At 33.3% G+C, this 26,242-nt stretch carries 31 protein-coding genes and 2 pseudogenes; 8 read left to right on the top strand and 25 right to left on the bottom strand.

The window, feature by feature from the left end; translation table 11 throughout:
* The first annotated feature begins 111 nt into the window (after nucleotides 1-111).
* Complete coding sequence (gene pdxR, locus MNO09_RS16890) at nucleotides 112-1,551, top strand: MocR-like pyridoxine biosynthesis transcription factor PdxR (RefSeq protein ID WP_000706787.1); 1,440 nt, start codon at nucleotides 112-114, stop codon at nucleotides 1,549-1,551.
* 117 nt (nucleotides 1,552-1,668) lie between these two features.
* On the opposite strand, the gene MNO09_RS16885 is transcribed toward pdxR, so the two are convergent.
* The gene (locus MNO09_RS16885) at nucleotides 1,669-2,598 is read right to left on the bottom strand and encodes an NADP-dependent oxidoreductase (protein ID WP_000644556.1); all 930 of its coding nucleotides are present in this window, start codon (nucleotides 2,596-2,598) and stop codon (nucleotides 1,669-1,671) included.
* Between the two features lie 186 nt (nucleotides 2,599-2,784).
* On the opposite strand from MNO09_RS16885, the gene mleBCA reads away from it, so the two are divergent.
* Complete coding sequence (gene mleBCA, locus MNO09_RS16880) at nucleotides 2,785-3,639, top strand: BCA family alpha/beta fold macrolide esterase (protein ID WP_000136590.1); 855 nt, start codon at nucleotides 2,785-2,787, stop codon at nucleotides 3,637-3,639.
* A gap of 118 nt (nucleotides 3,640-3,757) precedes the next feature.
* Here the strand turns inward: mleBCA and MNO09_RS16875 are convergent, their stop codons facing one another.
* A complete protein-coding gene (locus MNO09_RS16875) occupies nucleotides 3,758-4,093 on the bottom strand; it encodes a hypothetical protein (RefSeq protein WP_001257747.1) in 336 nt (111 codons plus the stop codon).
* Between the two features lie 11 nt (nucleotides 4,094-4,104).
* Nucleotides 4,105-5,274: a ParM/StbA family protein gene (locus MNO09_RS16870; protein WP_000025618.1), complete on the bottom strand. Its 1,170-nt coding sequence runs from the start codon at nucleotides 5,272-5,274 to the stop codon at nucleotides 4,105-4,107.
* Between the two features lie 210 nt (nucleotides 5,275-5,484).
* On the opposite strand from MNO09_RS16870, the gene MNO09_RS16865 reads away from it, so the two are divergent.
* The gene (locus MNO09_RS16865; RefSeq protein ID WP_001080450.1) at nucleotides 5,485-5,886 is read left to right on the top strand and encodes a hypothetical protein; all 402 of its coding nucleotides are present in this window, start codon (nucleotides 5,485-5,487) and stop codon (nucleotides 5,884-5,886) included.
* A gap of 139 nt (nucleotides 5,887-6,025) precedes the next feature.
* On the opposite strand, the gene MNO09_RS16860 is transcribed toward MNO09_RS16865, so the two are convergent.
* The 9 genes and pseudogenes from MNO09_RS16860 to sleB form a co-directional block, all read right to left on the bottom strand.
* Nucleotides 6,026-6,610, bottom strand: coding sequence for an SMI1/KNR4 family protein (locus tag MNO09_RS16860; protein WP_241950026.1), 585 nt, complete (start codon nucleotides 6,608-6,610; stop codon nucleotides 6,026-6,028).
* A gap of 96 nt (nucleotides 6,611-6,706) precedes the next feature.
* Complete coding sequence (locus MNO09_RS16855) at nucleotides 6,707-7,135, bottom strand: hypothetical protein (RefSeq protein ID WP_000514638.1); 429 nt, start codon at nucleotides 7,133-7,135, stop codon at nucleotides 6,707-6,709.
* A 147-nt stretch (nucleotides 7,136-7,282) separates the two neighbouring features.
* Nucleotides 7,283-7,819: a DUF1697 domain-containing protein gene (locus tag MNO09_RS16850; RefSeq protein WP_000158261.1), complete on the bottom strand. Its 537-nt coding sequence runs from the start codon at nucleotides 7,817-7,819 to the stop codon at nucleotides 7,283-7,285.
* Between the two features lie 152 nt (nucleotides 7,820-7,971).
* On the bottom strand, nucleotides 7,972-8,430 hold the full coding sequence (locus tag MNO09_RS16845; RefSeq protein WP_000402852.1) for a GNAT family N-acetyltransferase: 459 nt from the start codon (nucleotides 8,428-8,430) through the stop codon (nucleotides 7,972-7,974).
* A 196-nt stretch (nucleotides 8,431-8,626) separates the two neighbouring features.
* Nucleotides 8,627-9,124 (bottom strand): annotated as a pseudogene (locus MNO09_RS16840) (GNAT family N-acetyltransferase).
* A gap of 26 nt (nucleotides 9,125-9,150) precedes the next feature.
* Nucleotides 9,151-9,507 carry a hypothetical protein gene (locus MNO09_RS16835; RefSeq protein WP_000976462.1) on the bottom strand — a complete coding sequence of 119 codons (357 nt, stop codon included), beginning with the start codon at nucleotides 9,505-9,507 and terminating at the stop codon, nucleotides 9,151-9,153.
* Nucleotides 9,508-9,614: 107 nt separating this feature from the next.
* Nucleotides 9,615-10,211 carry a YhcN/YlaJ family sporulation lipoprotein gene (locus MNO09_RS16830; protein ID WP_000697998.1) on the bottom strand — a complete coding sequence of 199 codons (597 nt, stop codon included), beginning with the start codon at nucleotides 10,209-10,211 and terminating at the stop codon, nucleotides 9,615-9,617.
* Between the two features lie 26 nt (nucleotides 10,212-10,237).
* Complete coding sequence (gene ypeB / locus MNO09_RS16825) at nucleotides 10,238-11,578, bottom strand: germination protein YpeB (protein ID WP_000943711.1); 1,341 nt, start codon at nucleotides 11,576-11,578, stop codon at nucleotides 10,238-10,240.
* A gap of 15 nt (nucleotides 11,579-11,593) precedes the next feature.
* Nucleotides 11,594-12,373 carry a spore cortex-lytic enzyme gene (sleB, locus tag MNO09_RS16820; RefSeq protein WP_001249038.1) on the bottom strand — a complete coding sequence of 260 codons (780 nt, stop codon included), beginning with the start codon at nucleotides 12,371-12,373 and terminating at the stop codon, nucleotides 11,594-11,596.
* A 144-nt stretch (nucleotides 12,374-12,517) separates the two neighbouring features.
* On the opposite strand from sleB, the gene MNO09_RS16815 reads away from it, so the two are divergent.
* A complete protein-coding gene (locus tag MNO09_RS16815) occupies nucleotides 12,518-12,850 on the top strand; it encodes a DUF3889 domain-containing protein (protein ID WP_000734895.1) in 333 nt (110 codons plus the stop codon).
* Nucleotides 12,851-12,901: 51 nt separating this feature from the next.
* Here the strand turns inward: MNO09_RS16815 and MNO09_RS16810 are convergent, their stop codons facing one another.
* The 5 genes from MNO09_RS16810 to kynU all read right to left on the bottom strand — a co-directional run bounded on the left by MNO09_RS16810 (nucleotide 12,902) and on the right by kynU (nucleotide 17,367).
* On the bottom strand, nucleotides 12,902-13,525 hold the full coding sequence (locus tag MNO09_RS16810; protein WP_001258052.1) for a Pr6Pr family membrane protein: 624 nt from the start codon (nucleotides 13,523-13,525) through the stop codon (nucleotides 12,902-12,904).
* A gap of 16 nt (nucleotides 13,526-13,541) precedes the next feature.
* On the bottom strand, nucleotides 13,542-14,459 hold the full coding sequence (locus tag MNO09_RS16805; protein WP_088107280.1) for a serine hydrolase domain-containing protein: 918 nt from the start codon (nucleotides 14,457-14,459) through the stop codon (nucleotides 13,542-13,544).
* Between the two features lie 117 nt (nucleotides 14,460-14,576).
* Nucleotides 14,577-15,416, bottom strand: a complete 840-nt coding sequence (gene kynA / locus MNO09_RS16800; protein WP_088107281.1) for a tryptophan 2,3-dioxygenase — start codon at nucleotides 15,414-15,416, stop codon at nucleotides 14,577-14,579.
* Between the two features lie 32 nt (nucleotides 15,417-15,448).
* Entirely contained in the window at nucleotides 15,449-16,078 is a 630-nt protein-coding gene (kynB, locus tag MNO09_RS16795) for an arylformamidase (protein ID WP_000842469.1), read from the bottom strand.
* Nucleotides 16,079-16,080: 2 nt separating this feature from the next.
* Complete coding sequence (kynU, locus tag MNO09_RS16790; protein WP_000276314.1) at nucleotides 16,081-17,367, bottom strand: kynureninase; 1,287 nt, start codon at nucleotides 17,365-17,367, stop codon at nucleotides 16,081-16,083.
* A 159-nt stretch (nucleotides 17,368-17,526) separates the two neighbouring features.
* Between kynU and MNO09_RS16785 the strand changes: the two genes are divergently transcribed.
* Entirely contained in the window at nucleotides 17,527-18,138 is a 612-nt protein-coding gene (locus tag MNO09_RS16785; protein ID WP_000795026.1) for a TetR/AcrR family transcriptional regulator, read from the top strand.
* A 35-nt stretch (nucleotides 18,139-18,173) separates the two neighbouring features.
* Here MNO09_RS16785 and MNO09_RS16780 read toward each other — a convergent pair whose 3' ends face one another.
* Nucleotides 18,174-18,611, bottom strand: coding sequence for an NUDIX hydrolase (locus MNO09_RS16780; RefSeq protein WP_000062931.1), 438 nt, complete (start codon nucleotides 18,609-18,611; stop codon nucleotides 18,174-18,176).
* A gap of 92 nt (nucleotides 18,612-18,703) precedes the next feature.
* Between MNO09_RS16780 and MNO09_RS16775 the strand changes: the two genes are divergently transcribed.
* A complete protein-coding gene (locus MNO09_RS16775; protein WP_001138863.1) occupies nucleotides 18,704-19,483 on the top strand; it encodes an arylamine N-acetyltransferase in 780 nt (259 codons plus the stop codon).
* A gap of 28 nt (nucleotides 19,484-19,511) precedes the next feature.
* Here MNO09_RS16775 and MNO09_RS16770 read toward each other — a convergent pair.
* The 6 genes and pseudogenes from MNO09_RS16770 to MNO09_RS16745 all read right to left on the bottom strand — a co-directional run bounded on the left by MNO09_RS16770 (nucleotide 19,512) and on the right by MNO09_RS16745 (nucleotide 23,974).
* Nucleotides 19,512-19,751: pseudogene (locus tag MNO09_RS16770) on the bottom strand (hypothetical protein).
* A gap of 21 nt (nucleotides 19,752-19,772) precedes the next feature.
* Nucleotides 19,773-20,018, bottom strand: coding sequence for a DUF3977 family protein (locus MNO09_RS16765; RefSeq protein ID WP_000873844.1), 246 nt, complete (start codon nucleotides 20,016-20,018; stop codon nucleotides 19,773-19,775).
* A 112-nt stretch (nucleotides 20,019-20,130) separates the two neighbouring features.
* The gene (locus tag MNO09_RS16760; protein WP_088107282.1) at nucleotides 20,131-21,981 is read right to left on the bottom strand and encodes a sigma-54-dependent Fis family transcriptional regulator; all 1,851 of its coding nucleotides are present in this window, start codon (nucleotides 21,979-21,981) and stop codon (nucleotides 20,131-20,133) included.
* Between the two features lie 314 nt (nucleotides 21,982-22,295).
* A complete protein-coding gene (locus tag MNO09_RS16755; protein ID WP_088107284.1) occupies nucleotides 22,296-22,634 on the bottom strand; it encodes an NIPSNAP family protein in 339 nt (112 codons plus the stop codon).
* 4 nt (nucleotides 22,635-22,638) lie between these two features.
* Nucleotides 22,639-23,190 carry a GNAT family N-acetyltransferase gene (locus MNO09_RS16750; protein ID WP_088107285.1) on the bottom strand — a complete coding sequence of 184 codons (552 nt, stop codon included), beginning with the start codon at nucleotides 23,188-23,190 and terminating at the stop codon, nucleotides 22,639-22,641.
* A 13-nt stretch (nucleotides 23,191-23,203) separates the two neighbouring features.
* Entirely contained in the window at nucleotides 23,204-23,974 is a 771-nt protein-coding gene (locus tag MNO09_RS16745; protein ID WP_000493613.1) for a DeoR/GlpR family DNA-binding transcription regulator, read from the bottom strand.
* Nucleotides 23,975-24,224: 250 nt separating this feature from the next.
* Between MNO09_RS16745 and MNO09_RS16740 the strand changes: the two genes are divergently transcribed.
* Complete coding sequence (locus MNO09_RS16740; RefSeq protein WP_088107286.1) at nucleotides 24,225-24,716, top strand: hypothetical protein; 492 nt, start codon at nucleotides 24,225-24,227, stop codon at nucleotides 24,714-24,716.
* 49 nt (nucleotides 24,717-24,765) lie between these two features.
* Here the strand turns inward: MNO09_RS16740 and MNO09_RS16735 are convergent, their stop codons facing one another.
* Nucleotides 24,766-25,392, bottom strand: coding sequence for a DUF4085 family protein (locus tag MNO09_RS16735; RefSeq protein WP_088107287.1), 627 nt, complete (start codon nucleotides 25,390-25,392; stop codon nucleotides 24,766-24,768).
* A gap of 220 nt (nucleotides 25,393-25,612) precedes the next feature.
* Here MNO09_RS16735 and MNO09_RS16730 point away from each other — a divergent pair, with 220 nt between their 5' ends.
* Nucleotides 25,613-26,206, top strand: a complete 594-nt coding sequence (locus tag MNO09_RS16730) for a hypothetical protein (protein WP_088107288.1) — start codon at nucleotides 25,613-25,615, stop codon at nucleotides 26,204-26,206.
* The last annotated feature ends 36 nt before the right edge of the window (nucleotides 26,207-26,242 follow it).

Genomic DNA, 26,242 nt, shown 5'->3' with positions numbered 1-26,242 from the left:
GAAGGTATGGTGTATAACAGTGTATCTATGTATATAACAGTTACTTAAAATTGTAGTTGATTCTCTTTATATTTTTCGCTTTAATAAAATAAAAACGAAAAAGGTGAAACCATGAAGATTGTCCTTCGTAAAGAATCCAACATACCGTATTACCAACAAATATATATGCAAATCGTTGAAAGAGTACAAAGTGGCATGCTTGCGCATGGTGACCCCCTTCCATCTTTACGCTCTATGGCCGAAGATTTGCAGATTAGCCTATTAACTGTTCGTAAGGCATATAAGCAATTAGAAAAGAAAGAATATATACGCATTGAGCAAGGAAAAGGTGCTTATATACATAAACATGTAAAGAAAGATTTCAAACCAATTCCGTACAAATGGCAACAAACGAAAACGATTAATGTTATGCGATCTCAATATGCAATGAATCAGCACCGAAAATATTACGATTTTTCACAAGCAATTTTATATCCTCGTTTATTGCCAAATCCATTCTTAGCAGACGAAATGCATAAAATACTTAATAAAGACCAGATGATCCTAGCAACTTATGGGCCAGTACAGGGTGATTATGAACTGCGAGTTGAAATAGCAAATTACTTAAGTGAACACCAAAATTTAGTGACCGATCCATCTCAATTATTAATTACAAGCGGAGCACAACAAGGAATTGATTTAATTGCTCAAACATTATTAAAACCTGGTGATATTGTATTAGTGGAAAGTCCTTGTTACAGTTCTGCACTTGATATTTTCATCAATAAAGGCGCTAAAATTATACCAGTTTCTCTTGATAATCATGGAGTTCGATCCGACTTAATCGATGATATTTGTCAAAGTAAAAATCCCGTATTATTGTATACGAATCCAACTTTCCAGAACCCGACAGGTACAGTAATGAGTAATGAAAGGCGAATGGAACTTATAGAATTAGCAGAGCTATATGAGTTTTTTATAATTGAAGATGATTCTTTCGGAGAAATATATTTTGAGGGTGCTACTATTCCCCCTCCTATCAAAAATTTTGATACGAACGGTCATGTAATATATATAAAAGGATTTAGTAAAACGTTAGCACCAGGATTGCGTATCGCATCTCTTATTGCCGATGGGCCTATTTTTGAATGGTTATATGCTGTAAAAGGTTCAATGGATATCGGTAGTCCTTTATTAACGCAAAAAGCACTCCTTCCTTTTTTACGTGCAGAACGTATGAAAAATCATTTAGAAAAATTACGTACGGCTCTACAAATTAGACGTGATATAACGATTGATATGTTATCACCACTTAAAGAATTACGATTTGAAATACCAAATGGTGGCTTTAATTTATGGATTACACTTCCTGATTCGATAGATTCCTTTACCTTATTACAAAAAGCAAATGAAGTAGATGTCTCTTTTTTACCAGGAACAGCTTGTCTATTAAATACCGATATAAGTAATAATCAATTACGGATTAGCTACTCAATGTTAAATGAAAAAGATATGTTGATTGGTTTAAAGAAATTACATGATACAATACGAAATTGTATATTATTGAAATAACATTACATGTCCAATAATAAATACTATCCCAAAATAAAAATGTGAATTTTGGGATAGTATTTATTTCTAAGTTTTTTCCTGGTTCAACTTCACTTTCTCTACAAGCCACTATATTCATTATCCTCCGACTTTCATTACAATTTTACCTCTAACATGTTGACCTTCACTCAAAATATGAGCTTCTCTAACCCCCTCTTCATTAAACGGCACAACTTTACTTATAATTGGTTTTATTTTTCCGTGTACAATTAATTTTGATAATGCTTCTAATTGCTTTCCGTTTGGTTTTAGCCATAAAAACCCTGATTTTATCCCTTTTACTTTTTGAATTGGCTCATGAACAATCGAAACTAACACACCACCAGCTTTTATAATTTGAAAGCTTTTCTTTTGTACTTCACCACCTATTGTATCTAATACAATATCGAAATCTGATAGTAATTCTTCAAATTTATCTTTTTTATAATCAATAACGAGATCTGCTCCTAAAGACTTTAAAAACTCTTCATTCTTACTACTTGCAGTTGTTGCAACAAAAGCTCCAAATGATTTTGCGATTTGGATTGCCAAACTTCCAACTCCACCAGCTCCAGCATGAATGAGTACTCGGTCATGTTCTTTTATTTTTGCGTAATCTACAAGACTTTGCCACGCTGTAAGTCCTACCAGAGGAATAGAAGCTGCCTCTTCATAACTTAGATTAGTAGGCATATAGGATACTAAATCCGATTTTACTGTAATGAATTCAGCATAAGAGCCCTTCCCTATATTTTCAGGTTTCGTAAATACTTTATCTCCTACTTTGAAGCACTCTACCTCTTCCCCAACTTCTTCAATAACCCCAGCTACATCTAACCCTAAAATAATTGGAAATGAAAATCGTAACTGTTCTTGTAAGTCTCCTTTTCTTATTTTCCAATCAACAGGATTAATAGATGTTGCGAGAATGCGTATTAATACCTCGTTATCTTTAACAACCGGTTTTAAAACTTGTCTTTCTTTTAATTCTTCAACATTACCATATTGATCTATAACAATTGCTTTCATTTCCATTCCTCCTTGCTATTTATTTTAATAACATACAAATATTTCTCAAAATTTTTTGCCTTGAATGGCTATATACTTATTTTTAGGGGTTATTGCACTATTAATTCCAAAACGAAACTTACATACACCTTAGAATCACTCAACATTGTATTTTTAATGAAATTCAAAAGAAATGGGGAAAACTCTATGACTGAAAAGATATTTAAAATAAACGGGATTGATATATGTACAGAAAGCTTTGGGAACCCTAAAAACCCAGCTATTTTATTAATTATGGGCGCTACGTGTTCAATGGTTTATTGGGATGAAGAGTTTTGTGAACAGTTGGCTAACACGGGGAAATTTGTTATTCGTTTTGATAACCGTGATGTGGGATGCTCTGTTACATATGAGCCTGGAACTTCCAATTATACAGTTACAAATATGGCTGAAGATGCAATTGGGGTACTCGATGCTTATCATATTGATAAAGCACATCTATTTGGTATGTCATTAGGTGGTATGATCGCTCAAATTGCTGCTGTAAAACATCCCGAAAGAATTTTAACGTTAACATTATTAGCTACAAGTGTGATAGGCTCTGACGATAACACGCGCGATTTACCTCCGATGGACGAAAGAATTTTAACACATCACGCAAATGGCACGCATTTAGATTGGACAAATGAAAATGTTGTAGCAGAATATTTAGTTTCCGGATCTCGCCTTTTATGTGGATCCAAACGAACATTTGATGAAAAAAGAGTCTATAATCAAGTAAAACAAGAAATAGAACGAGCAAATAATCTATTAAGTATGTTTAATCACGCTTTACTTCAAGGGGATGATGCTTATGAAGGTGTGCTTCACTCCATACAAGCACCTACATTAGTTATTCACGGAACAGACGATACAGCACTCCCTTTTGAACATGGTCTCGCACTTATTGATGAAATTCCTAACTCATTGCTATTAACCCTTGAAGGCGCAGGACATGAAAATCATCCTGATGACTGGGAAGACATACTTCATGCAGTTACTGAACATACATCTAAAATATAGATAAATAACGAATAGAAGGGGCACACCACAATTTGTGCCCCTTCTATTCGTTACATGTAAAAAAGCCCATCACTGTATCCGTATGTATAGTGATGGGCAATACTTATTTTTTCTATGTTTAAAAAAACGGACAATCTAATTGATCAACAGATTCCCATGATTTTTTTTTAATATTATCGGTAGATTTATTAGCTTCTAGTGGTACATTTTTAAAAGGATTTACTTCGACCTTTAATAAGGAAGATGGCTCTACGTATAATGAGAAAACATGGCTACTTGGTATAGCTTTTGACACATCAATATCTCCTACTTGTTTAAAGAGTTGCTGCGCTGCAAAGAAAAAGAAATTGGTTGGATTTGATTGTTTATTTAGCCATGCAATCATTTCAGGTGATACTGACTTATGAATATTGATTTTTACTCGATCACCACGTTTATATCGCCTAGATCGCATACTTCCACCAACTAACTTATCGTTAAGTTTGTAAATCCTAACTCTTTTTGCTTATGCTCTCTATATTTTGGTGAACAAGTGTAGACTAATAATCCACGTGCATTTGTAAATAATGGATTATCTACAAAGATTACATTTGTTAGTCGTCCTTTTTGTTTTAAAATCATTTTTAAACTGTTTTTAATAATTACTGCGCCCCCGCCATAAATAAATACGTATGGATCGTCTTTCATGTCATCAATTTTATTTATAATATCCGTTGCGACACGCGCTGCTAATCCTAATAATGCTGGTTGTGATTCCTCAACTAATAATGCATTTCTCGGATGCTTATCATTTAAATAAATTTGGTTAAACTCTGTAATACTATCAATCGTCTTTGTTGGATACTTCCGGTTCCATCTTGTAATAATTTGTAGTAACGTTTCTTTCACACCATATGATAAGCCCTTACTTAGTTGTGGTCTAAAGTTCACACCTAGTGAAACTACTTCTTCTGTCGTCCCTGCACCAATATCAAAAGACAATAAAGTTTTATCAACAAAATCAACTTCTGAAACTTGATTTTGTTCACATTCAATTTTATGTTTCACAACATTTCCTTCTTCATCATATACAATGCCCCACGTACCAGAAGCGCCTTCAGGCAGGCATTTACAATATTCGATTGAAATATTAATTGTCACATCACGTCCGTTTGGATAATGGAACACAACCTTATGATTGCCCATATAACGCTTCGCATTTTCCGCAGCTATTTCTTGTGTAATAAGCTGCATAGGAAGAGCAACAGATAAATCATAACGAATATTAATATGACTAGAAGTTGGACTTTGACGCATAGCACTCACCGCTAAACCAGATAGAATTGTAATAACCATTAACTCATCAGTTGACTTATTTGATTTCTTCTCAACCTCAGTACCTTTTAATTGATCTTGAATGACTTTTTCACCTACGATATACCGCACATTATTTAACATTAGCGATGGAGAACTAATGGTCACGTCAATGTGATTTTCTAATTCGGATAATGAAACATCACTCTCATCTAACAATCCTGTAGGCTCTCCTATATATAAAGAATATATACTCGGAATAAAAATAGGGTCTTGCCCTTTCACCATTAACTTCAAACCGTTATTTCCTGCATCAGCACCAGCTTTTAATAGAATAGACATAACTACCCCCTAAATTAATCTGACATCCCTTCCAAATATATGCGAGCCCATTCTTTTACATTCAAATGTAATGTAATTTTTTATTAATCGTAAAAACAAAATATCATATTATTACACCTTTCATGTAAAAAACATTTGACATAAAGGTTTTTCAATTTTATACTATGGGTGTAAAGAGTTTTTTACAACTATGGAGTTGCCGTTTCTAATATGAATCGCAAAAATTTCATTTTACTAACAATCACTTTATCGTTACTTGGAGTACTTATACATGGAGTCTATAAATACATCTCTGAAGGTGCGATTTTAGGTGGAACAATCTTCGCAAGCGCAATAATAATTAGCTACCTCATCAATCATATGACTTGGGGAGATCCAAACGGAGTATCGGAAGAAAGCAAAGATGGAATGGGACAGCAAATCCAATATAAAAGTTTTAAAATTTCTTATTTTGCACTTATATGCCTTATGTTTTTTATTTTAATATTATCAGAAGGATTTGCATTCCTATTACTCGATAAAATAAAGAATCTTCCTCTTTTTATCGCACTTTGTTCTTCATTCTTTATTTATCCTATCGTCGAACTTATAGTCGCAAAACAATATAAATAAAAAGATGAGATTTTGTAAAGTAATAATAATGTTATTTAATTTTGATTAAAAAATATAAGAGCCTCGCTACAAATCATATTGTAGTAAGGCTCTTTAAAGTTGTTTAATTTCTAACTATTTAAATGAGTTTGTAGACAAATTATTGAGATTCTTCTTCTAGAAAATTAAAATCATCATCAATAAGATTCTGTAAATACTCATCAAAGCTGTTTGCAATCACTTCATATTCATCAGGGTCGTGCAAAAAACGAATGATTTGACCACATATACCTTCATCAGAAGGGTTAAAATCAATATAGAGTCTTGATGTTCCACCATTGTTCATACAGTCTGAAAAATGAATATAAGTGCCAGGGAGAAGTCCTTTTGGATTTATCTTAGAATCAACAGCATCCTCGTCATCTTGGTATTCTAAAAGATAGGATACGTCTTCTTCTTCTTTTGAACTTTCGAGCATCTGCTGTGTAGAAAGCAAATAATATGGATACTCTTCAACATCTGAGCCTAAAATACATACCGCAACTTCGTTTTCTCCATATTTCCGCCAATATGTACCATCAATATTTTCAAGAAAAGAGATTAGTGATTCTGGACAATTTGGATATTCTGACCTTAATGTATCAATATCCTCTTTTGTAGCACCGCACGCTTTATTTAGTATTTCGAGATCATCTGTTGATAATGCTGCTCTCAAGCCGTTTAAAAATTTGTTTACCAAATCCATTATTTCGTCCTCCCAATAATAAAATATAAAATTTTTTTATTAGGCTATATACCTAACATAAATAAGATTTGACTTTTAATTGTTTTCGCATCTAATTTAATTTGTACCATTACGCCTTATTCCTTCTCGATTAAAGTATTGTTCTAGTAACTCTTTACCTGTTTTGATTGTAGTATAGTACTCTCCACCATACAGTTTCCCTTCTGATGGATTGTGAAAATCTTCGTATTTCTTGAAGTCTTCATTTTCTTCAAATGATTTCTTTGCAAGTTCCATGTCTGTTGTTTCAATTGCACCAAATACCCTACCTATATCATAAACGTCCTCTTCATCAAAACTCTCTTCTAAAAGATAGTGTTTATCTTCTTCTATAGACGTTATCTTACCTTTTGTAAGTGAGTATAGGTGCTTCGTTTCTTCTACTTGTACCATGATAAAAATCCAACCAACTCTTACAACCGTACATGGTGCTAAACCCTCTAATGTAAGTGCAACTACCTTTTGGTCTTTCACAAATTTCCCCATCTTACCTACCCCTTAATTTGTTTATTTTATACTATAACTATAGTCTTTGAAACATTTATCACCCCTAAGTAATACGTCCCTAAGAGTTTGTTTCTGTAGATGTTAGTCTATTGTCAATCGTATTCCAATATACTTTACCGTATTTCTTTACATACCTTCAACTATCACTTTTAATTTATTCACAGTCCGCCAATTTCTTACTGTAGCTGGTGTATGTAACTTCTGAAACTGGTTCATTAATTTAGAATTTCGAATGCTATTTTTGAAAAATAAATACACAACTTTTTCATGAATATAGCAATCTTCAGTCTCATTTTTTTGCATAAGCAGCTGATCTTTTTCTTTTTCAGAAAGTTCATTTGCTAAGAAAGCAACATGTATACTTTCACCTTCTAGCAATGAATCGGCTTCATAAGGACAACTTTTTATAATATTTATAAATTCCTCATGTATTCTTAACATGACTGGAACATCATACCCAAAAGTGATTTTAATTTCAGATTGTATTCTTTCCTTTAGAAATTTTATATCTTCATCATATTCAAACACGATATTACCGCTTTGAATATATGTTTTTACTTGTTTTAACCCTATTGATTCAAACATTTGTTTTAAATCAGCCATTTGGATTACCTTATGTCCGCCTACATTGATTCCTCTTAGTAATGCAATATAAATTGTCATATCATTTCTCCTCGTTTAAATGTGTTTCAAAGTTGATGTAAAGTTATTTAATATAACCTATAAGAACCTTGCTACATTTTATTGTAGTAAGGTTCTTGGTGTTTAATTTCATTTAACGAAAGCACCTGTTTGTTGAATAAAAAGTGCTTTCGTTATAGAGCCGTTGACTTTTTAAACAAAGGTATGTACCCTCCACTAGGCCCATAAGCAACTCCAATTTCTTTCCATCCATATTTTTCATAATATCCGTTAAGATCTGAAGTAAGATAAAGAAATTGATACCCTCTCTTTGCAGCTTCTAGCAGTCCATGATTCAACAATTTTGCTCCTATAGAGTTGCCCCTAAATTTTTCATCTACAAACAAACACGCTAGCCACGGGCTCAAATCTTGACGACTATTTAAATCATTGCGAATTAATGCATACGTTCCGACAATCTTATCATCTACTTTTGCAATGTAAAAACTTGGTATGTCATTTGGATCAGTTAAAGCATTAGTCATACAATCTTCATAAAATGCACGCCCACCTGCCTCCCCCCATTCTTTCCAAAAAACATCTATTGCCTTATTAAATAAGTCATCCTTCTTTAGTAATTGAATAATTTCCATAAAGCTACGCCCCCAAAAAGTATTATTTAATGATTGTAGAACTTACTAAATTTAAAGTTTTTCAAGTATCTTTATTTTTTATGTAACTAGCTATAATTTCTTTACTCTTAAATATAGCCTTTTCATATATATTCTCTTATCGTTCTAAATAAAAAAACTTACTATCTTGTTTTTCAAGAGTAAGTTTTTCTTCTCATTATTTTATGATAGGTAAATGCATTATAATTTGTTGACCAATTGGTCCCATTCTTCTAAAGCCTTTATCTTGGAAGCCGACTTTTTCATATAAATTTTGTGCCGGAATATTTTTTTCATTCACAGCAAGTACAACCTCATTTTTTATCGGGAAATAACGTTTTACAAACTCTTGTAATAATGCCAATGATTTTTTAGCATATCCCTTTCTTTACCTATTGTGATTTATAGAAAACGAAGTTAAAAGTAAAGCATCTTGATTGTCTGTGAATTCCTGTACTCTATCCCCAGTTTGCAATGCAAAAAGACCAACAGGTACCCCGTTGTAATCTAAAATAACAATCACATTTTTTGTTCGATCACTTTTTGCTTTCTCCAATAATTCACCTGGGTCTGATGTAAATTGAACTTGTTCACTTGGTAAAGTAAATGTTTGTATAACTTCTTTATATTTCTCCTTATACGGAACTAATTGAATTTCCCCTGTATGTATGTTCATGCGAAACTCTCCCATTTTTCAACTTATTAACTTAAACCTTGCTGCTCTTTTGAATGCACTTTTCCATCTAAAAAGGTAATTTCAACTAATGAAGTTGGATCGCTTCCCTTCCAAGCAAAAATTTGTTTAATTTGTGTAGAATCTTCTACACCTTCTTCTATAAGTAAATTACCATCAAAACCAATTACATCTTTCACTTCTGTATAAGTCATTCCTTCATTTATGTTCGAGAAATGATTTATATTGATAGAATCTTTCTGCTGCCTTTCCATCACAGTAGAAGAAGTCGCTGTTTGTTTTTTCACTTCTTTCTTCTGTTCACACGCTGTCATACTGAAACCTAAGCATAAACTACATACTATTAATGCGCTTTTTTTCATCATAACAGTTGTCCCTCCCATCATAATTAAACCATATATTCCCTTAAAAATAAACTGAATATTAAATATTATGTTGGAAAATCCCCGCACATTTTAGTACGGGGTTAGTTTTATTTATTCAAATGATTATTTGATTGGTCATTCTGTTCTTTTCTTAGTTCTTGTTCTTCATCTTTTGGTAATTGTTTATCATTATCTTTAATTGGATTCGTTTCTCGATTTTCAATCATGTCATTTGGAACTTGTGGCATTACTCGGCCAACAATTGCTGCTAACTCATCAAGTATACCTTCACCTGTTTTTCCTTTTTTAATTTGCTTTCCAATTTGTTTCAGTCGTTCATACGTATCAACATCCGCTACAACGACTGCATTAGCACCATCCGGATCGTTTTTTAAACTTTCTGCTACAGAGTATTTAATGGACTCAACACGAGTTCGATCGAGTTTCGCTTTTACATCAATACCTACAATAGCATATTTGCCGACTACTACGGCTGTTGCATCATTTACACCTGGCACACTTGCGGCTAAAGATGCTAAATGATCCGCTGCTTTTTCATTTGGCTTATTTGGTTTGTTCGTATAATTAATATTTTTCGTCGAAACATTTTTTTGCTCTGGTTTTTCGTTTGGATTGTCCTTTTTTCCAATACTGCATCCAGTTATAAACAAGCAAAGCATCAACATATATATTAGAATCTTCATTATTCTCACCACTTTACTATTAAAGTTTAATCATAAATTTTTTCAACAGCTTGCATTTTCTTCACTTTTTCCTCTGCTCCGCTATTTGCATTAATGAAAATTTGGTACGTATCTTTCCCTAAAGTACCTATAAATTCATAGCAAAGTACTTCATTATGCAAATCATTTACAACTACAGCTTTACGTTCTTCCATAACTTTAACATCTGGATTGATTTTCTTTCTTGCTTCTGCTGCAGTTAGCTTTGCTGAGGGAATTGTTCGTTTTTGGTGTGATGCTAAATATTCTTTTGCTGAAAAACCAACGATAGAACCATCATCTAAAGCAATTTTCATTTGGATTGCTTCTGGATAAATTCGTATACCATTCTCATTTACTACATACGTAAATACACCAACATTATCATATTGCGAGCTATCAAAAATCTCCATATTATTAAATTTATGGTCCTTTAAAAATGTCAAACCTTTATTTCCTGCATCGTTTAAACTAATTTTCTGTTCTTTAATTTCTCGATTATTCATTACCCAAATTGGATATCCGCCTTTGCCGGTAATATCCATATAAAACTCATTATTCGTTGCTTTATCTTTAATTTTCACACTATAGAAAGATTCTTTCGCACCTTTTCCGCTTTTCTCAACATCTACTTTTTCATTTCCTTTTAAATTCAAAAATGATTTTGCGATTTTCGCCGCTTCATCTTTAGAAATTGCTTTCCCTTCTGCTTCAAATCCGCCTTTTTTATTTGTTTGTGCACTAGTAAAGGTCGGTCCGAAGTTTGTAGATGAATACGATGTTACGTTTTTCTCTACTGTTTTTAATCCGTCAATAATTGTATTGTCTGCAGGATCACGATTTGATGCGAGTGCCATCTCAACATCCATCCAGCGTAAATTATTCTTCAAAACTAGATGTTGTACTTTTCGTAACTCATCTTGTATATTTCCTGCATTTGAATATAAAGTTTCCAACGTTTTGTATTCTTGATCATTTAACGGTTCTTTTTCTAAATCACGAATGGCTGCACGATAACTAAAATCGCCGATATTTGCTAAAAATTCTTCCGTTTTATTAAAAGGCATTAATGTTAAAGGAAGTTGTCCTACATCCGAACGAGCTTCAGATGTTAAACGCCATACATCTGCTAATGCAGGTGATAAAGATGCACGTGAATTCATCGCAAGCGTTGTTCCAATTTTATCGTGCAATAAATCAACTTCGTATGCTAAATCATGAAACGCACGTTGATAACTATTTTCCGCTCGAATTAATACAGCATTCTTCTCTTGGTGCTCTTTATAGCCCCAGTATCCAGTTCCAACTACACCGACTGTTAATAATACGATTATAATACCTCGTAACATAGTTCCACCTCCGCTCTATTTACAGAAAATATGTTTCCCAATCTTTTTAATTTGTGGACGAGTCCAAATCCATTTACTCGTTGCAGTATCTGGATTGAAATAATACAATGCATTTCCTGTTGGATCCCATCCATTAATTGCATCTAATACAGCTTTTTTCGCTGTTTCATTTGGCGTTAAATATATTTGTCCGTCTGCTACCGCTGTAAATGCTCTTGGCTCAAAGATGACACCCGAAACGGTATTTGGGAACGATGCACTTGTAACCCGATTTAAAATAACTGCAGCTACTGCAACTTGCCCTAAGTACGGTTCACCACGAGATTCTCCATATACTGCGTTTGCCATAAGCTGAATGTCATTTTGAGAATAACCATTTGGAACATTTGTCCCTTTATTTTGAGATGGTTTATTTTCTTGTGCAGTACCACCACTATTTCCTTTATTCGTTGTCGTTCCTTTATTAGCAGTTGACTTATCATACTTCGTTGCTTTTACTAGCATTTGCTTCGTTTTAGCTCCAGCTAAACCATCAACAGGTAATCCGAATTTCTCTTGAAAATTTCGAAGTGCCCAGTATGTACCCCATCCGAAAACACCATCCACTTTTCCCGTATAAAATCCGTTATATTTCAAACGAGATTGCAGTTCAATGACATCTTCGCCAGATGCTCCTCTTTGAATGACTTGATTAGAAAAAGCTTCAACATTTTTTAGTTGTATACTACTTACCATCAAAGATAGTCCTATGAACGCAAGTAAAATTGCTATTTTAAAAATAGCTTTTTGACGCATGGTTTTCCCTCCTTAATTACGGAAATGATTTCTTGGTTATGTTTTGTAAAAGCTTCACTTTTATGTAAAGAAGACAAAAAAATCCAAACTCATATCGTTGAAAAAATATGTAAACAATATAAAAAAAGATAAAAGGAGTTCATCATGAAGAAATTGTTAAAGCGTATCGTACTCGTCATTCTGTTCATAACAACATGTTCAAATATATATATCGGTCCATCAATTGTTCATGCGCAGCCACCGTATGCCAAATGGGGTAAACTTGCTGTAGAAAAGACGAAAGAACAATACCCAAAAGCGGAGATTATTGATTACCTTCATATAGGTAGAAAACCGAAAACCGTTCAAATAACGGTTGAAAAATTTAAATTGTGGCTACGTGAAGATGGAAAAGAATATGGTGTTTTTGTTGATGTAGAATTTGAAACGAAGACAGATAAATTTATAAAAATGTCATTTCAGAAGACGAGTAGATAAAATGAAAGAACCCCCACTATTAAAATGTTAACAGTGGGGGTTCTTTCATTTCTAAAATTCTTTCCTAAAATCTCGATTCCCTAAAAATCTTACCAATATACAAATAGCACTAATTACAATCGCTATCCCTATACTGTATAAAAGCACTCTACCATATCCGCCTATTCTCGGATCTAAAAACGGATAAGGATACCAATTCACAATCGTGCCACGTATTAAGCTGTACACAACGTAAAAGAACGGGAATAAGAGCCAACTTGCAGCTTGTTTCCAAGTGATTTTCTTACTAGGTGGATTTATAATCCAATCTAAAAGCATGGCAATTGGCATGATATAATGTAGCACCGTATTTACCCATGGTATTGCGGTTTGAAGTGATTCTTCTAATCCTCTTAATAGCAAAAAATAAATGAGTCCTGTCGTAAGTATATATACAGTTGCGGCACCACGAAGTATACTAAACTGCTCTGACCGGCCAAATGTAGCTGTTCCAATGCTACTTAAAAGGAGAATACATGCAACTAAGATGTTACTTTCGATCGTAAAGAAACTAAAAAAGTTAACTGGATTGAACGGTTTCACTTGTGCCCTTATTATAAATTGCGTAATAATGGCGCTACATGCTAGAAGACTTAAACATAGTCTAAATAAAGATAATGTTTTTACACTTCTCATACATTCTCTCCTCTTCTTATATCAACTTATCATTCTCTTGTACATGTTCAATAAATAATTTCAATGGAACGAGTCCACGTTTTGGCATATGACTACTTATTACAGCAACAAGCTCTAATTGAGGTATGATAACGATGTATTGTCCGCCGTACCCCATAGCAAAGTACATACAATACGGTATGTGAAATCTTTCGTTATTCAATACCCACCAGTGATATCCATATGCCCCGACATGTTTATACGTTTCAAATAGAGGTGTACTTGATTCTTCTAACCATTTCGATGATACAATTTCATTCCCCTGCCAATATCCATTCTGCAAACATAAAATTCCGAGCTTTAATAAATCTTTAGATTTCATTTTCATACCGAAACCACCGACATGTATGCCTTGAGGATCTTGTTGCCACTCATATTCGGTAATTTCTAACGAATCAAATAAATATCTTTTGGCAAATTGTTCTGTCGACATTCCAGCAGCTTCTTGAATAATATAACTAAGCAAATGCGAAGACCCTGAGTTATAATTCATTTTTGAAGCGGGTTCTTCAATTATTGTTTTTTCTAATATGTATTGCACCCAGTTTTCCGATTCTACAAAATCATTTGGGAACACTACTCCATTTCCGAACTCTTTCCAATCTTCACCTGTAGTCATCGTTAATAGATGATAAATTGTTAATTCGTTTTTTTCTTCTGGTATATTTGGAATCCATTTTGTAATTGGTGTATGTATATCATTTATATATCCTTTATCGATTGCAATACCTATTAATATGGATACAATACTTTTTGTAATCGAATTTATTTTATATAAATTACTTGAACATTCTATCGTTTTATAATATTCATTGGTTAGCTCACCTTTTTGATAAACGAGAAATGTATTTACTTTTTTCTTTTCAAATTTATTTTCTAGTTGCTTGAAATCCAAAACTTTACCTCCAATTAAATCATTACCTTATTTATTATATCTTGTAGCTTTAATTAAAACATAAATGTGTTCAAATAAAAAACAAACCTGCCAGTAATAAACTGACAGGTTGGTTTTTTATAATTTCGTACGAACATTCCAAAGCTCTGGGAAGAAACATTGATCAAGTACCCTTTTCAAATAAGATACACCAGAAGATCCACCTGTTCCCATTTTATGACCAATAATGCGTTCTACCGTTTTCATATGACGGAAACGCCATTGTTGTAGCCAGTCTTCAATATCGATTAATTTTTCAGCAAGCTGATATAAATCCCAATATTTCTTCACATCTGCATACACTTCTATCCATGCTGCTTCTACTGTTGCGTCTTCTTCATAAGGCTGCGTAATATCACGATTTAACACATCTTTATGAATAGGGAATCCTTCTTTTACAAGAGCTTGAATTGCCACATCATACAAACTTGGTGCATGTAGTGCTGTATGAAGTCGAGCGTGTAATTCTGGATCCTTTTCATAAATTTTTAATGCGTGCGGTGTTTTATAGCCAAGTGCATACTCAATCATACGATATTGATACGATTGAAACCCTGAGGATTGACCGAGTGAATCACGAAACTCAATATATTCAGATGGTGTTAATGTCGCAAGAATATCCCAAGATTGAATGATTTGCGACTGAATTTTTGATACACGTGCTAACATTTTAAAAGCTGGTTGTAATTTATCTTGTTTAATAGATTCAATCGCTGCATTTAACTCATGTAAAATTAATTTCATCCAAAGCTCGCTTGCTTGGTGAATCACGATGAATAACATTTCATCATGATGATCTGATAATCTCTTTTGAGAAGATAGTAAACTATCTAATTGTAAATACTCCCCGTACGTCATATTCTCTTTAAAGTCCGTATGAATTCCTTTTTCCATAATTACCTTTTCGTTTTCTTTCATATTAGCCAAACGCCCCTTTTATATATTTCTACTTATATTGGTCTAATAACTGCTCGAACTGGACTTCCATCTGCATCTGTTAAGGCAAGTGGTAATGCGATTAATTCATAATCACCGTCTGCTACATGATCTAGTACGACATTTTCTAAAATGTGTATGCCATGTTTAAACAATTGATGGTGCGCTGCTAATTCTTTATCATCTAATGGATCAACTGATGGTACATCAACCCCAATTAAACGAATTCCCTTTTCAGAAAGAAATGGTGCGATATCAGCACGTAAATGCGGGATTACAACTGGGAATTCATTAGCTTTACCATGTGAAGATGTGCGTAACAACAAGCGTTCTACGCCTTCTAAATGAAAGTTTTCTAATTCCTTTTTCCCAATGCTTTCAAGATTAGAAACATCAATGATCCGTGCTGGACCGACATAAACTTGAACATCTAATTCTATTACTTTCTTTCCATCATTATCAAAATGAAACGGTGCGTCAATATGAGTACCTGTATGAATACTCATCGTTAACTTTCCGACATTTACTGAACCACTTTCTTCTTTTGACCATGAAACTTCATACGAGAACGGTGTATCTCCTGGCCAAGTGGCAATATCATTATTTAGCCGTTGTGAAATATCAATCCACTCTGATGATTTCATGTTTATGCCACAACCTCTCGCTTATTTTCAAACTGCTTATATTCTTCATCTTTCATGATTTTCTTTAAAATTTGAACAGAATGCCATACTTCTTCGTATGTATTATATAAAGCAACTGGCGCAAGTCTTACTCCATTAGGCGCACGGAAATCAGGGATAACTCCATTTGCTTTTAGCGCTTTACATATGCGTGCTGCTTCTGCATGCTCTAAATAAATATGCCCGCCTCGTTTTTCATCCTCTAATGGATTTCCAATTATAAATCCGAAATCTTTTAATTCATGATCAATTAAATCCAGCATGTATCTTGTAATATGTAGCGATTTTTCACGTAAACGTTCTATACCAGCATCTTTAAATATTTCAAGAGAACCAATTAAAGGTGCAGTACTTAATACGTGCGGTGTACCAATTTGATAAGCACCTGCATGATCAGCAGCTGTTAATGTATGTTCCATATCGAACTGCTTATCTTTTCTAGAACTAAACCACCCTGATAATCCAGGGAGTCTATTAAAATGCTTTTTATTTACATAAAGCCCCGCAACTCCACCAGGTCCTGCATTTAAATATTTATAATTACACCAAATTGCGAAATCAACATCCCATTCTTTGAAATGATGCGGAATAGAACCGATTGAATGACATAAATCGAATCCGATATGAATACCACGCTTATGTGCTTCCGCTGTTAAACGTTTCATATCAAGAATTTGGCCACTTCTATATAGTACAGAAGGTAATAAAATTAACGCGATATCATCTGTCATTGCGTGAATAATATCATCTTCAGAAAGTGTTCTACGATCTCGGCTTTTCACTCGTACTAAATGCTCATCTGGATCTAATCCTTTTAAACGAATTTGACTTTGAAGTGCATATATATCTGACGGGAATGTTAATTCATCCGCAAGAATTTTTGTACGTATTCCTTTCGGCTCATAAAATGTCGCAATAACTTGGTGTATATTCGTCGTTGTGGAACCGGTTACAATAACTTCTTCCGGTAAAGCTCCAATAAGAGGCGCTGTCAATTCACCTAATTTCTCCGAAAGGAAAAACCACGGATGCTCTCCTTCAGTCCAGCCGTCAATTCCATACTCCTTCCATGAATCGAGCAACGTAAGTAACGATTTCTCTGCTCTTTTTGAAAGTAGTCCTAATGAGTTTCCATCTAAATATATTGTTCCTTCTTTTTTATAGAATTCAGTTTGAAAATCTTTCAGTTCATCATGTTTATCACATTCAAGCGCATATTCATAAGTTGATTGAAATGGTTCTTTATACATGGTGTCACCTTCTTTTAATTTTCTTTTTATTCTAACTAATTGAAATATATCACCATAGTTGATATAACGTCAATGATATTATGTCAGTTGACTTTATATATGAATTTCTTTTACAATACAGTTATATTTTCAGATATTTCAGTATAAAGAGGTGATTCTTTGAAAAACAATACTCTTTCATCAAGAAAACACCGCTCCATAGAGACAAAGAAGAAACTATTACACGCTGGTTACACTATTTTTATACATAACGGATTTCAAAAAACGACAATTACACAAATTATTAAACATGCAGAAACCGGTTATGGAACGGCATATGTATACTTTAAAAACAAAGATGATCTCCTCATCGTTTTAATGGAAGATGTTATGATTCAATTTTATGATATTGCTGAGCGCTCCTTTTCGCCTCAAACGAAAAAAGAAGCACATAAAATGATTCAAAATCAAGTTAGAGCATTCCTACAACTAGCAGAAAAAGAACGAGCTATATTGCAAGTTGTTCAAGAAGCTATAGGATTATCAAAAGAGATACGTCAAAAGTGGGACGAGATACGGGAACGCTTTATAAACAATATTGCGCAGGATATTACATACTCTCAAGAAGGTGGATTAGCACATCCTGAATTAAATAAAGAAATTGTAGCTCGTGCTTGGTTCGCGATGAATGAGATGTTTCTTTGGACAATTGTGAAAAATGATAAAAAGATCGACTTAGAAGAGGTTGTACATACGTTAACTGAGATGTATACGACCGGATTATATAAATAGCACACCTTCAATAAGTAAGGTGTGCTATTTTACATCTATAAAAATATTTTATCTGGGTACGGTAATGCTAATGGTGGCTTTTCAGATAAAGAGAAATATTTTAGTTTTAAAGATTCACCATCTAACGATTTTAGCTCGCCACTAATAACTTCACACTCAAACACAACAACTAAATATTCTACTTCATCGCCATTCGGATATATATGACGGTACTCTCCTCCTCCAAATACCCCTTTTTGTTTTTTCACTTGCACTTTCAATCCTGTTTCTTCCCAAACTTCCCGAACTACTGCTTCTTCTGGAGTTTCCCCAAGTTCAATTGCTCCAGCTGGCAAACTCCAGTATTCCCCGCCAGGATATTGAAACAAAATATCTCCTTGCCCATTTTTTATAACAGCAGCTACACTCGGCATAAAAATTAGTTCATGACCTAATTGCTCCCGGATCTTTTTATAATATAGCGACATAGACATATAATTCTCTCCCACTCTATTAATAACTGTATTTTCTGATATTTATTGTATAATATTCTTAATGCTAACTTCTATATTGAAAGGAAAAGAATATGCCGTCAGAAAAACTAGTAAACAAATTTCTATCATTTTTAGGTACTACAAAACAGCCTACTAACTTAAAGTTTTTAAATGAGCTTATTAAAGCTCATCAAGAAAAAGTAAAGTGGGAAACCCTTTCTAAAATAATTGACTGGGAAAAAGGTAATGTAACAGGGGATTATTTTCCTTCCATTGAGACATACATAAATCGTATTACAACAAAAGGTCTGGGCGGTACTTGTTGGACGCACTCAATTGGACTCCATTGGTTATTATCAAATCTTGGTTTTGATGTTCATTATATGTATATGGATCCCGGACATTTATGCTTACGAGTTAACTTAGACAAACCTTATTATGTCGATGTTGGTTACTGTGCGCCTTTATTCCAAGCTTATCCACTTTATGAATCATTTCAAGTAAGTAATGTAAGAGAAACTTTTACTTATGAAGTCTCAAATAATAGTATTGAAATTACTAGAGATCCAGGTCCAGCAAAAATCTTACATACAGAGCCAACACATTTATCAAGTATGAAAGAACTCATTACAAAGTCTAATGATTGGCGTACATCTCCAGTATTAAAGAAAATTCAGATTTTCGGTTATATCGATGGCATTCCAACTTCTATTAATGATAATGTTTTAAAACAATATTTCCAAGGTAAGAAAAGTGAACATAGTCTTACCTCTTCTGAACTTGCTTATTGGATAACAGAAAAATTTTGTATTGATAAAGAAATGTACCAAACAGCAACTACTATTTTTAATGAGAAAACTTCAAAAAAATAAGCTGTTACTCAACATATTAAGTAACAGCTTATTTTAAATATTTCATTAACGATACAGCAATACAAAATAGCGTTGTAAGTAAAAGTAACAGCCCCATATTCTTATTCTCTTTTTCATCCTTCTTAACAATTTATATCCCCATACCAGCTAGCATAAAACATAACAATAATTGCAAAATAAGCATACTTTGCTTCGAATCATCATTCCAACTGTAAATAGAATAGCCCATTACAATAATAGCGAGTATGAATGTGGTGATTCTAATCATAAGAACACCCCCTATTTAATTCTATTGTTTTAACCTACTTACAATTCCAACAATAAACTTATACTCATCTCTACTTTTTCTTACTTTCTTAAACCCTTCTTTCGTATCAAAAATAAAACACGTTTTCCGAAACCAAATCCGTACATATAAAGACTCAAAGTAAATAGGTTTTATAATTCCTCTTTCCTCAAATTCAGTTCCATCTTTATTTTCAGTTTCTGTTCGAACGAACCACCTATTTCCGATGCCGATTTCAATATACTTCACATAAGTTCCCCTTTCGGAAATTAATTTTCAACTATTCAATTATTTCCCCGGTAAGCGCACATTCCGACAGAACATGAGCTCACAAAGAAAAAGTAGATTACAAAAATCTACTTTATAGCTTATATTTTTGCATTCGCTTATAGAATGTACTTCGAGGTACATCTAAAAGTTTTGCAGCTAATGAAACATTTCCATTCGTCTTTTCTAGCGCTTCAACCATACTATCACGCTGTATTTTTTCACGGAAATTTAATGTATGTTCTGTTTGATTTTCTGTTTGCAATGCAAGTTGATGTTGATTTCCCATCATTGTTTGTAATAAAAAAGAGATTTGTTTTTCGCATATTTCCCGTCCTTGCGACAAAATGTAAATACGTTCTAACACATTTAATAACTCTCGAATATTTCCGGGCCATGTATGCTGTGAAAATTGATTACAAATACTCGTCGGAAATACAACATTCCAATTCTTTCGTTCACAAAAATGTTGTATGAAGTACGGAATATCCTCTTTTCTTTCTATTAACGATGGAACATATAGCGGATACACATGTAAACGATAATATAAATCTTGACGGAACTTGCCTTCCTCAACTAATCGCAGTAAATCTTTATGTGTCGCAGTAATAATACGAATGTTTACCGGTACCTCTTTTGAACTACCAATTGGGGTTACTGTTCGTTCTTGTAAAACACGCAATAATGCTACTTGCATCTCTGGCGGTACTTCACCAATTTCATCTAAAAATATTGTCCCTCCGTCTGCTTGTTCGAATTTCCCTTTATACCCTTGGCGCCGCGCACCTGTAAACGCTCCTTCAGCATAACCAAACAATTCACTTTCCATTAATTCTTTCGGCAATGAACCGCAGTTAACAGCTATAAAAGGACCATTTTTTCTTGGACTATTTTCATGAATCGCTCTCGCTACATATTCTTTCCCTACACCTGTTTCACCACAAACGTATACACTAGCGTAAGTTGGAGATACTAGCTTAATTTCTTCTAAAGTATGTTGAAATGCATTGCTTGTCCCAATAACTCCAGGGAAAGTAATTCCGTTTATATATGGAGAAGTAGAAAATACATTTCCTTGTTTATTTTCCTTTACATAAATACATTTCCCGATCATTCTATCATTACTATATACTGGTACTTCTAATTTAGATTTCAATCCATTTTGCATTAAATCTTCAAGTTTCATTCGTGACCAATTAGAAACTCGTTCTCGAACCTTCTTGCTTGCAGAAACGATAACATCACGATGATTACAAATAACAACTTGTTCATCGCTGTCAATTACATCTAAAAAACGATGGATTAAGTGTAGTTCGTTTTGATGCACTCGAATGCTACATTCACGTTCAATCGCATGTGCAATCGAAGTTACCATTCCGAGCATATATGGATGTGAAAATTCAATTGGACAGGAGAAATCTAAAACTCCAATTAATTTCCCATCATCATTATGAATGGGAGCGGCCGCACAACTCCAGCTATGAGATGCAACAGAATAATGCTCTGTACCACTTATCATAATAGCCTCTTCAATCTGTAACGCGGTTCCTATCGCATTTGTACCAACAGCTGCTTCCGTCCATTTCACACCTTCAATGAAATTAATATGTTTTGCTCGTTTCAACGTTTGTTGATTTCCACTTAACGATAGAACGTAACCATCAGGATCAATTAATAATGCCATCATTTGCAGTTCATCAATGGTTTTTCTCATATTTTGTATTTGAGGTATTGCTATATCAAGGAAGATTTCACTCTTTTTCTTTTGATTCTGAAAAATATTAGAAGACAAAATTTTCTGACCTTTATTCATATGAGGATTCACATTGGCCTGTTTACATCGATACCATGACTCTGAAATTCTTTCGTTTATACGGTTCGAATCCAGGACACCTTCATCAACAAACTTTTTCCATGTATTTAAGTAAAACGGTGAAGCTAACATTGTATCATCTCCCTATTTATTGTTTTGGAGATCTGTAAAAACATACTTTTATTATAAAACTGAATAAAAGCGTTTTCAATAAAACTAGAAAGATGACACAAACATGTTAATAATTAGCATATATTAATGAACTTCTTTATTCTTTTTTAGTAAAACTATATTTTGTATAATGGACGCAAAGAAAATGCATAACCAAAACCACTTTTGTGGATTGCCGTTTATAAAGAAAACTATCAAAGCTATTGCAAATAAAATAGTGGGTGCTAAACTAAAATATAATTTTGTTTTAATTCTCATAATCTCTCACTCCTCTATCACTTTACAGTACATACTAACTCTTCATTTTTTAACTCTAATATGTACTTCTGTAAAACATATTCTTTCCCGCCATGTTTTTCATACCAATCCTGTATTCTTTTAACATGCATCTCGTCACTTCTAATTTTCGATTCAATTTCTTTATACTGTTCATAATTATCATATTCCCATATGGCGAATATTTCAGTTGTACCATCATTATTATCTTTCATCCAGCGGCCAATTAGCCTGGAACCATGCTTTAATTGATTGGGTAAGTTCGTGTTAGTAAAATGCTCATTAAATATTTCTACAAATTCATTTTTTACTATATAGTACTTTCTTCTGTAAAACATCCCACTACACCTCTTTTATGAATCTTCCCATTACAACCGTATTATAATACTTCCCATCCGACAGCTTTTTGTCATTTTTCAAAATACCTTCTACTTCAAAACCTAATTTTTTATAAAGTTGAATAGCTTTTTCATTTGTCTCTAGCACTTGTAATGATATCTTTTTCACTTCAGTTTCATCAGCCCACTGAATACATTGTTGCAAGAGACTCTTACCGATTCCATATCCCCAAAACTCTCTTAATATACAAACGCCAAACTCTACTTTATGGGATAATCTTTTCAAATTTGATCCTTCACATCTTGAAAATCCTACGATTTGGTTGTGCACTTCTGCAACTAAAAAGAGATTCTTCATCTCTTCACTATCTGCTTTTATTATTTTTTGAAAACCTATCTTATCTATAAATCCCTCTCCAGCTTCTCTATCCATATTCTCAGTTTCTCCATCGATCTGAACTCTAATTTCCGATAACTGCTCAGCATCCGTTGCAGCTGCAGAACGAATTGTATAAGTTAATCCATTTATATGAAACTTCTGTCCTCTTATTATCATTTCAAACTCCCTTTTAAATGCAGTCTATTGATGCTATTATAATTTCTTTACCTCGTTTCTCAAATTCTTGAATCGTTTCTTTACTTGCCTCTTCATCAGTTATTATAAGGTCAATTTCTATTAGTGATTCTCCTTTTATAAAGCAGTCTATTCCGAGTTTATTATGAGGAGCTAAACAAATGTTTCTTCTAGCAATTTTACTTACTGTTTTTCCAAAATAAGCAACTTCCGGCGTTGCAGTACTTATACCATTCAATGAAATACCACCACCTGTAGAGAAATACAGATCAATAGATAATCTACTGATCAATTCTGAGGCAAGTGTATCTGTCATATTTCCTGATGGTTTCACCTTTCCACCAATTAAGTACGTATCAATGTTCTTATATTCCCGTAACTTACTAGCAATTTCTAAAGCATTCGTAATCACTGTAAATGATGTTTCAGGTAAATACTTTAACATGGCATAATGAATTGAAGCCCCGCCAATAAAAACGGAATCTCCTTCTTGTATATAGGATGCAGCAACTTTCGCAATCGTATCTTCCTCTATTGAACTATCACGATAACGTTTCGATGGTTCAGTAGCTAAGTTTCTCACTCGCGTAAGTTCAACTGCACCTCCGTGCGTTCTTTTTAACAAACCATCCTTCTCCATAATAGACAAATCTCTTCTTATCGAATCAATAGACATATCGAAACTTTCTGCAAGATCCTTAGCAATTACCCTTCCATCTTTCTTAAGTAACTCTAAAATTTTCTCTCTACGCTCTTCAGTAAACATGTACCCACCGCCGTTATTGAAGATTCTGAAATCTCATCCTTATTTTAATTATATGTATGTCTCTTCCGTTTTACAATATTTTCAATTCTTATTCACTCCGTTTTATTCAGCTTTTTCCCTCTTTCTATTCCGTTAACTTCAGAACGAAATAAATGCATATTTGCATATTCCACAAACACACTTCCATTTAACTTCCTATTGATGTAAAATTATTCCTATGTTTTACTTTTTAACACAGAAAGGAATTATTATGAAATCTATAATTAAAGTAACTTGTACAGCATTATTATTTACAGGACTAATGGCAGGATGTAATGGGAATACTGCACCAAAACAAGAAAAGAGCGCTCTTGAAAAGGATGCAATGCACTATGGGGAAATATATAAAAATGAATACTATAGAGCAACTGTTGAAAATGCTAAATTCGAAAAAATAGACAAAGAGTGGCGTCTCACAGCTCGCGTTACTATAAATAATGCTCGTACTGACGGACAAACGATAGATCTTTCAGAAATAAAATATTTCATAAAAGATGAAAAAACAGGTGAAAAATACGAAGGTGAAGTTATACAAACTGAAAATGCTAAAAAGGTTCCTTCTGAGTTTTCTTTAACTACCGACATTGTATTTAATATGAAAGCATCTCCAAAAGATTTAAATACCATGTATTTATACATAGATAGCAAAGCTGCGCCGTTAACAGATACTTATTGGAAACTTGATAATTTAGCATCTAAATAAAAAACAGTCTTATAAGACTGTTTTTTTGTTTGTAAAGTTATAAAGTTTACTAGTTACCTATCTCAAGCAATACGTCTTTTGCACAAATTGTCACTTCTTCAAATGGGCAATCAAATAAAACACCCAATTCAAACCCTTCATTAGTAAGATTTATTTCATGACATAACCACCAAGCACCTTCAAAATCTTCCGGAATAGAACATTTCGTTACGCCTGTAAAAGTTACTTCCAGTTTATCAAATTCACTTAAAGTACCACTGCAATCTAAAGTTATTATTAGCTTATCTTCTGACCTTCTTTCTACTGATTTGACTACACTGTCATGTAGTGAGTAATCATGTAACTGAATAACATTTGTTGGGAGTTTTTTCTTAATCGAATGGAATTGCTCTAAGTAGAATCGATCTAAATGAGCCCTTCTTTTCTCACAATCCTCTATCCATTCTTTCATAAGTTTTTTCAATTCACTAGAAGGATATTCTGAATTAATTGTGGTGCTATGAATAAATGGATGTATGGATTCAGGAAGGAATTTTAATAAATCTGTTTTCCTTTCCTTTATTTCATCTAATAAACTTTGTATATCCATTTCTGACCATTCTTTTATAGACTCTATAAAACTTACAAATTCTATAATTTGTATTTCTTTATACCAATCTTTATTGAAATACTTCAATCCCTTCCCTCCTAAAACATTTTAACATCCAACAAAAGCGATATATCTATTTATTATATCATTCCAATAACTATTTTTTCTAAAGAAAAAATGCAAAACTGTAAATATTCCGCCTTTTATTTCTAAAACTTCAGAATATTTACAAAAATAAAAAATTAGAATACATTTTAGGTGTACAAGATTCACCTGTACAAAAATCTAAACAAAAAGGGATGGTTATATGTTGAAGAAATTAGTAGCAGGGACATTAGTAGCAGGTTTTGCATTAACTGGCGGACTAGGCGTAGCAAGTGCTGAGGAAAAAGGTAATACAATTAAATCATTTGATTATTTAAAAGTTGATGAAAAGAATGTTAATTCATTCACAAAATTAAGCGATCAATCAAAAAAAGACATCCAAATTACTATGGTACTACCTAAGCAAAATGAAAATGGAGATTGGTTAGCTTATGGCTTTACTAGCAGAGAAACATTGAATGCTTTTATTGAAAAGGATAAAAAGGCACTTAAAAATCAAATTAACCCTTTAGGTAGTGGTGCTGGTAGTACCGATTTTTATGAGCATCAAAATAAAGGTGGACAGTATATTTATTGGAGCAGCGGCTTTAAAAACTTACCTTCTAGCTGGAACGACAGAATTTCTTCTGTAAGTACAGCTTCACCTTCTGCAAGTTATTCAACAACGCTATGGGAACATTCTTCAACTCAAGGATATGGAAAAGGTGTCTCCTTTAGACACTCTGATTGGTATGGTCAAACTGCAAATTTAGCTGCTGATTGGAACGACATAACTTCAGCTATTGAAATAAAATAATAATTGTATATTTACTAATTGAAAAAATCCAACCCA

This window comes from Bacillus sp. N5-665 (assembly GCF_022637375.2).
GTDB classification, from domain to species: Bacteria; Bacillota; Bacilli; order Bacillales; family Bacillaceae_G; genus Bacillus_A; species Bacillus_A wiedmannii.
This window is presented reverse-complemented; position numbering and strand designations above follow the sequence as displayed.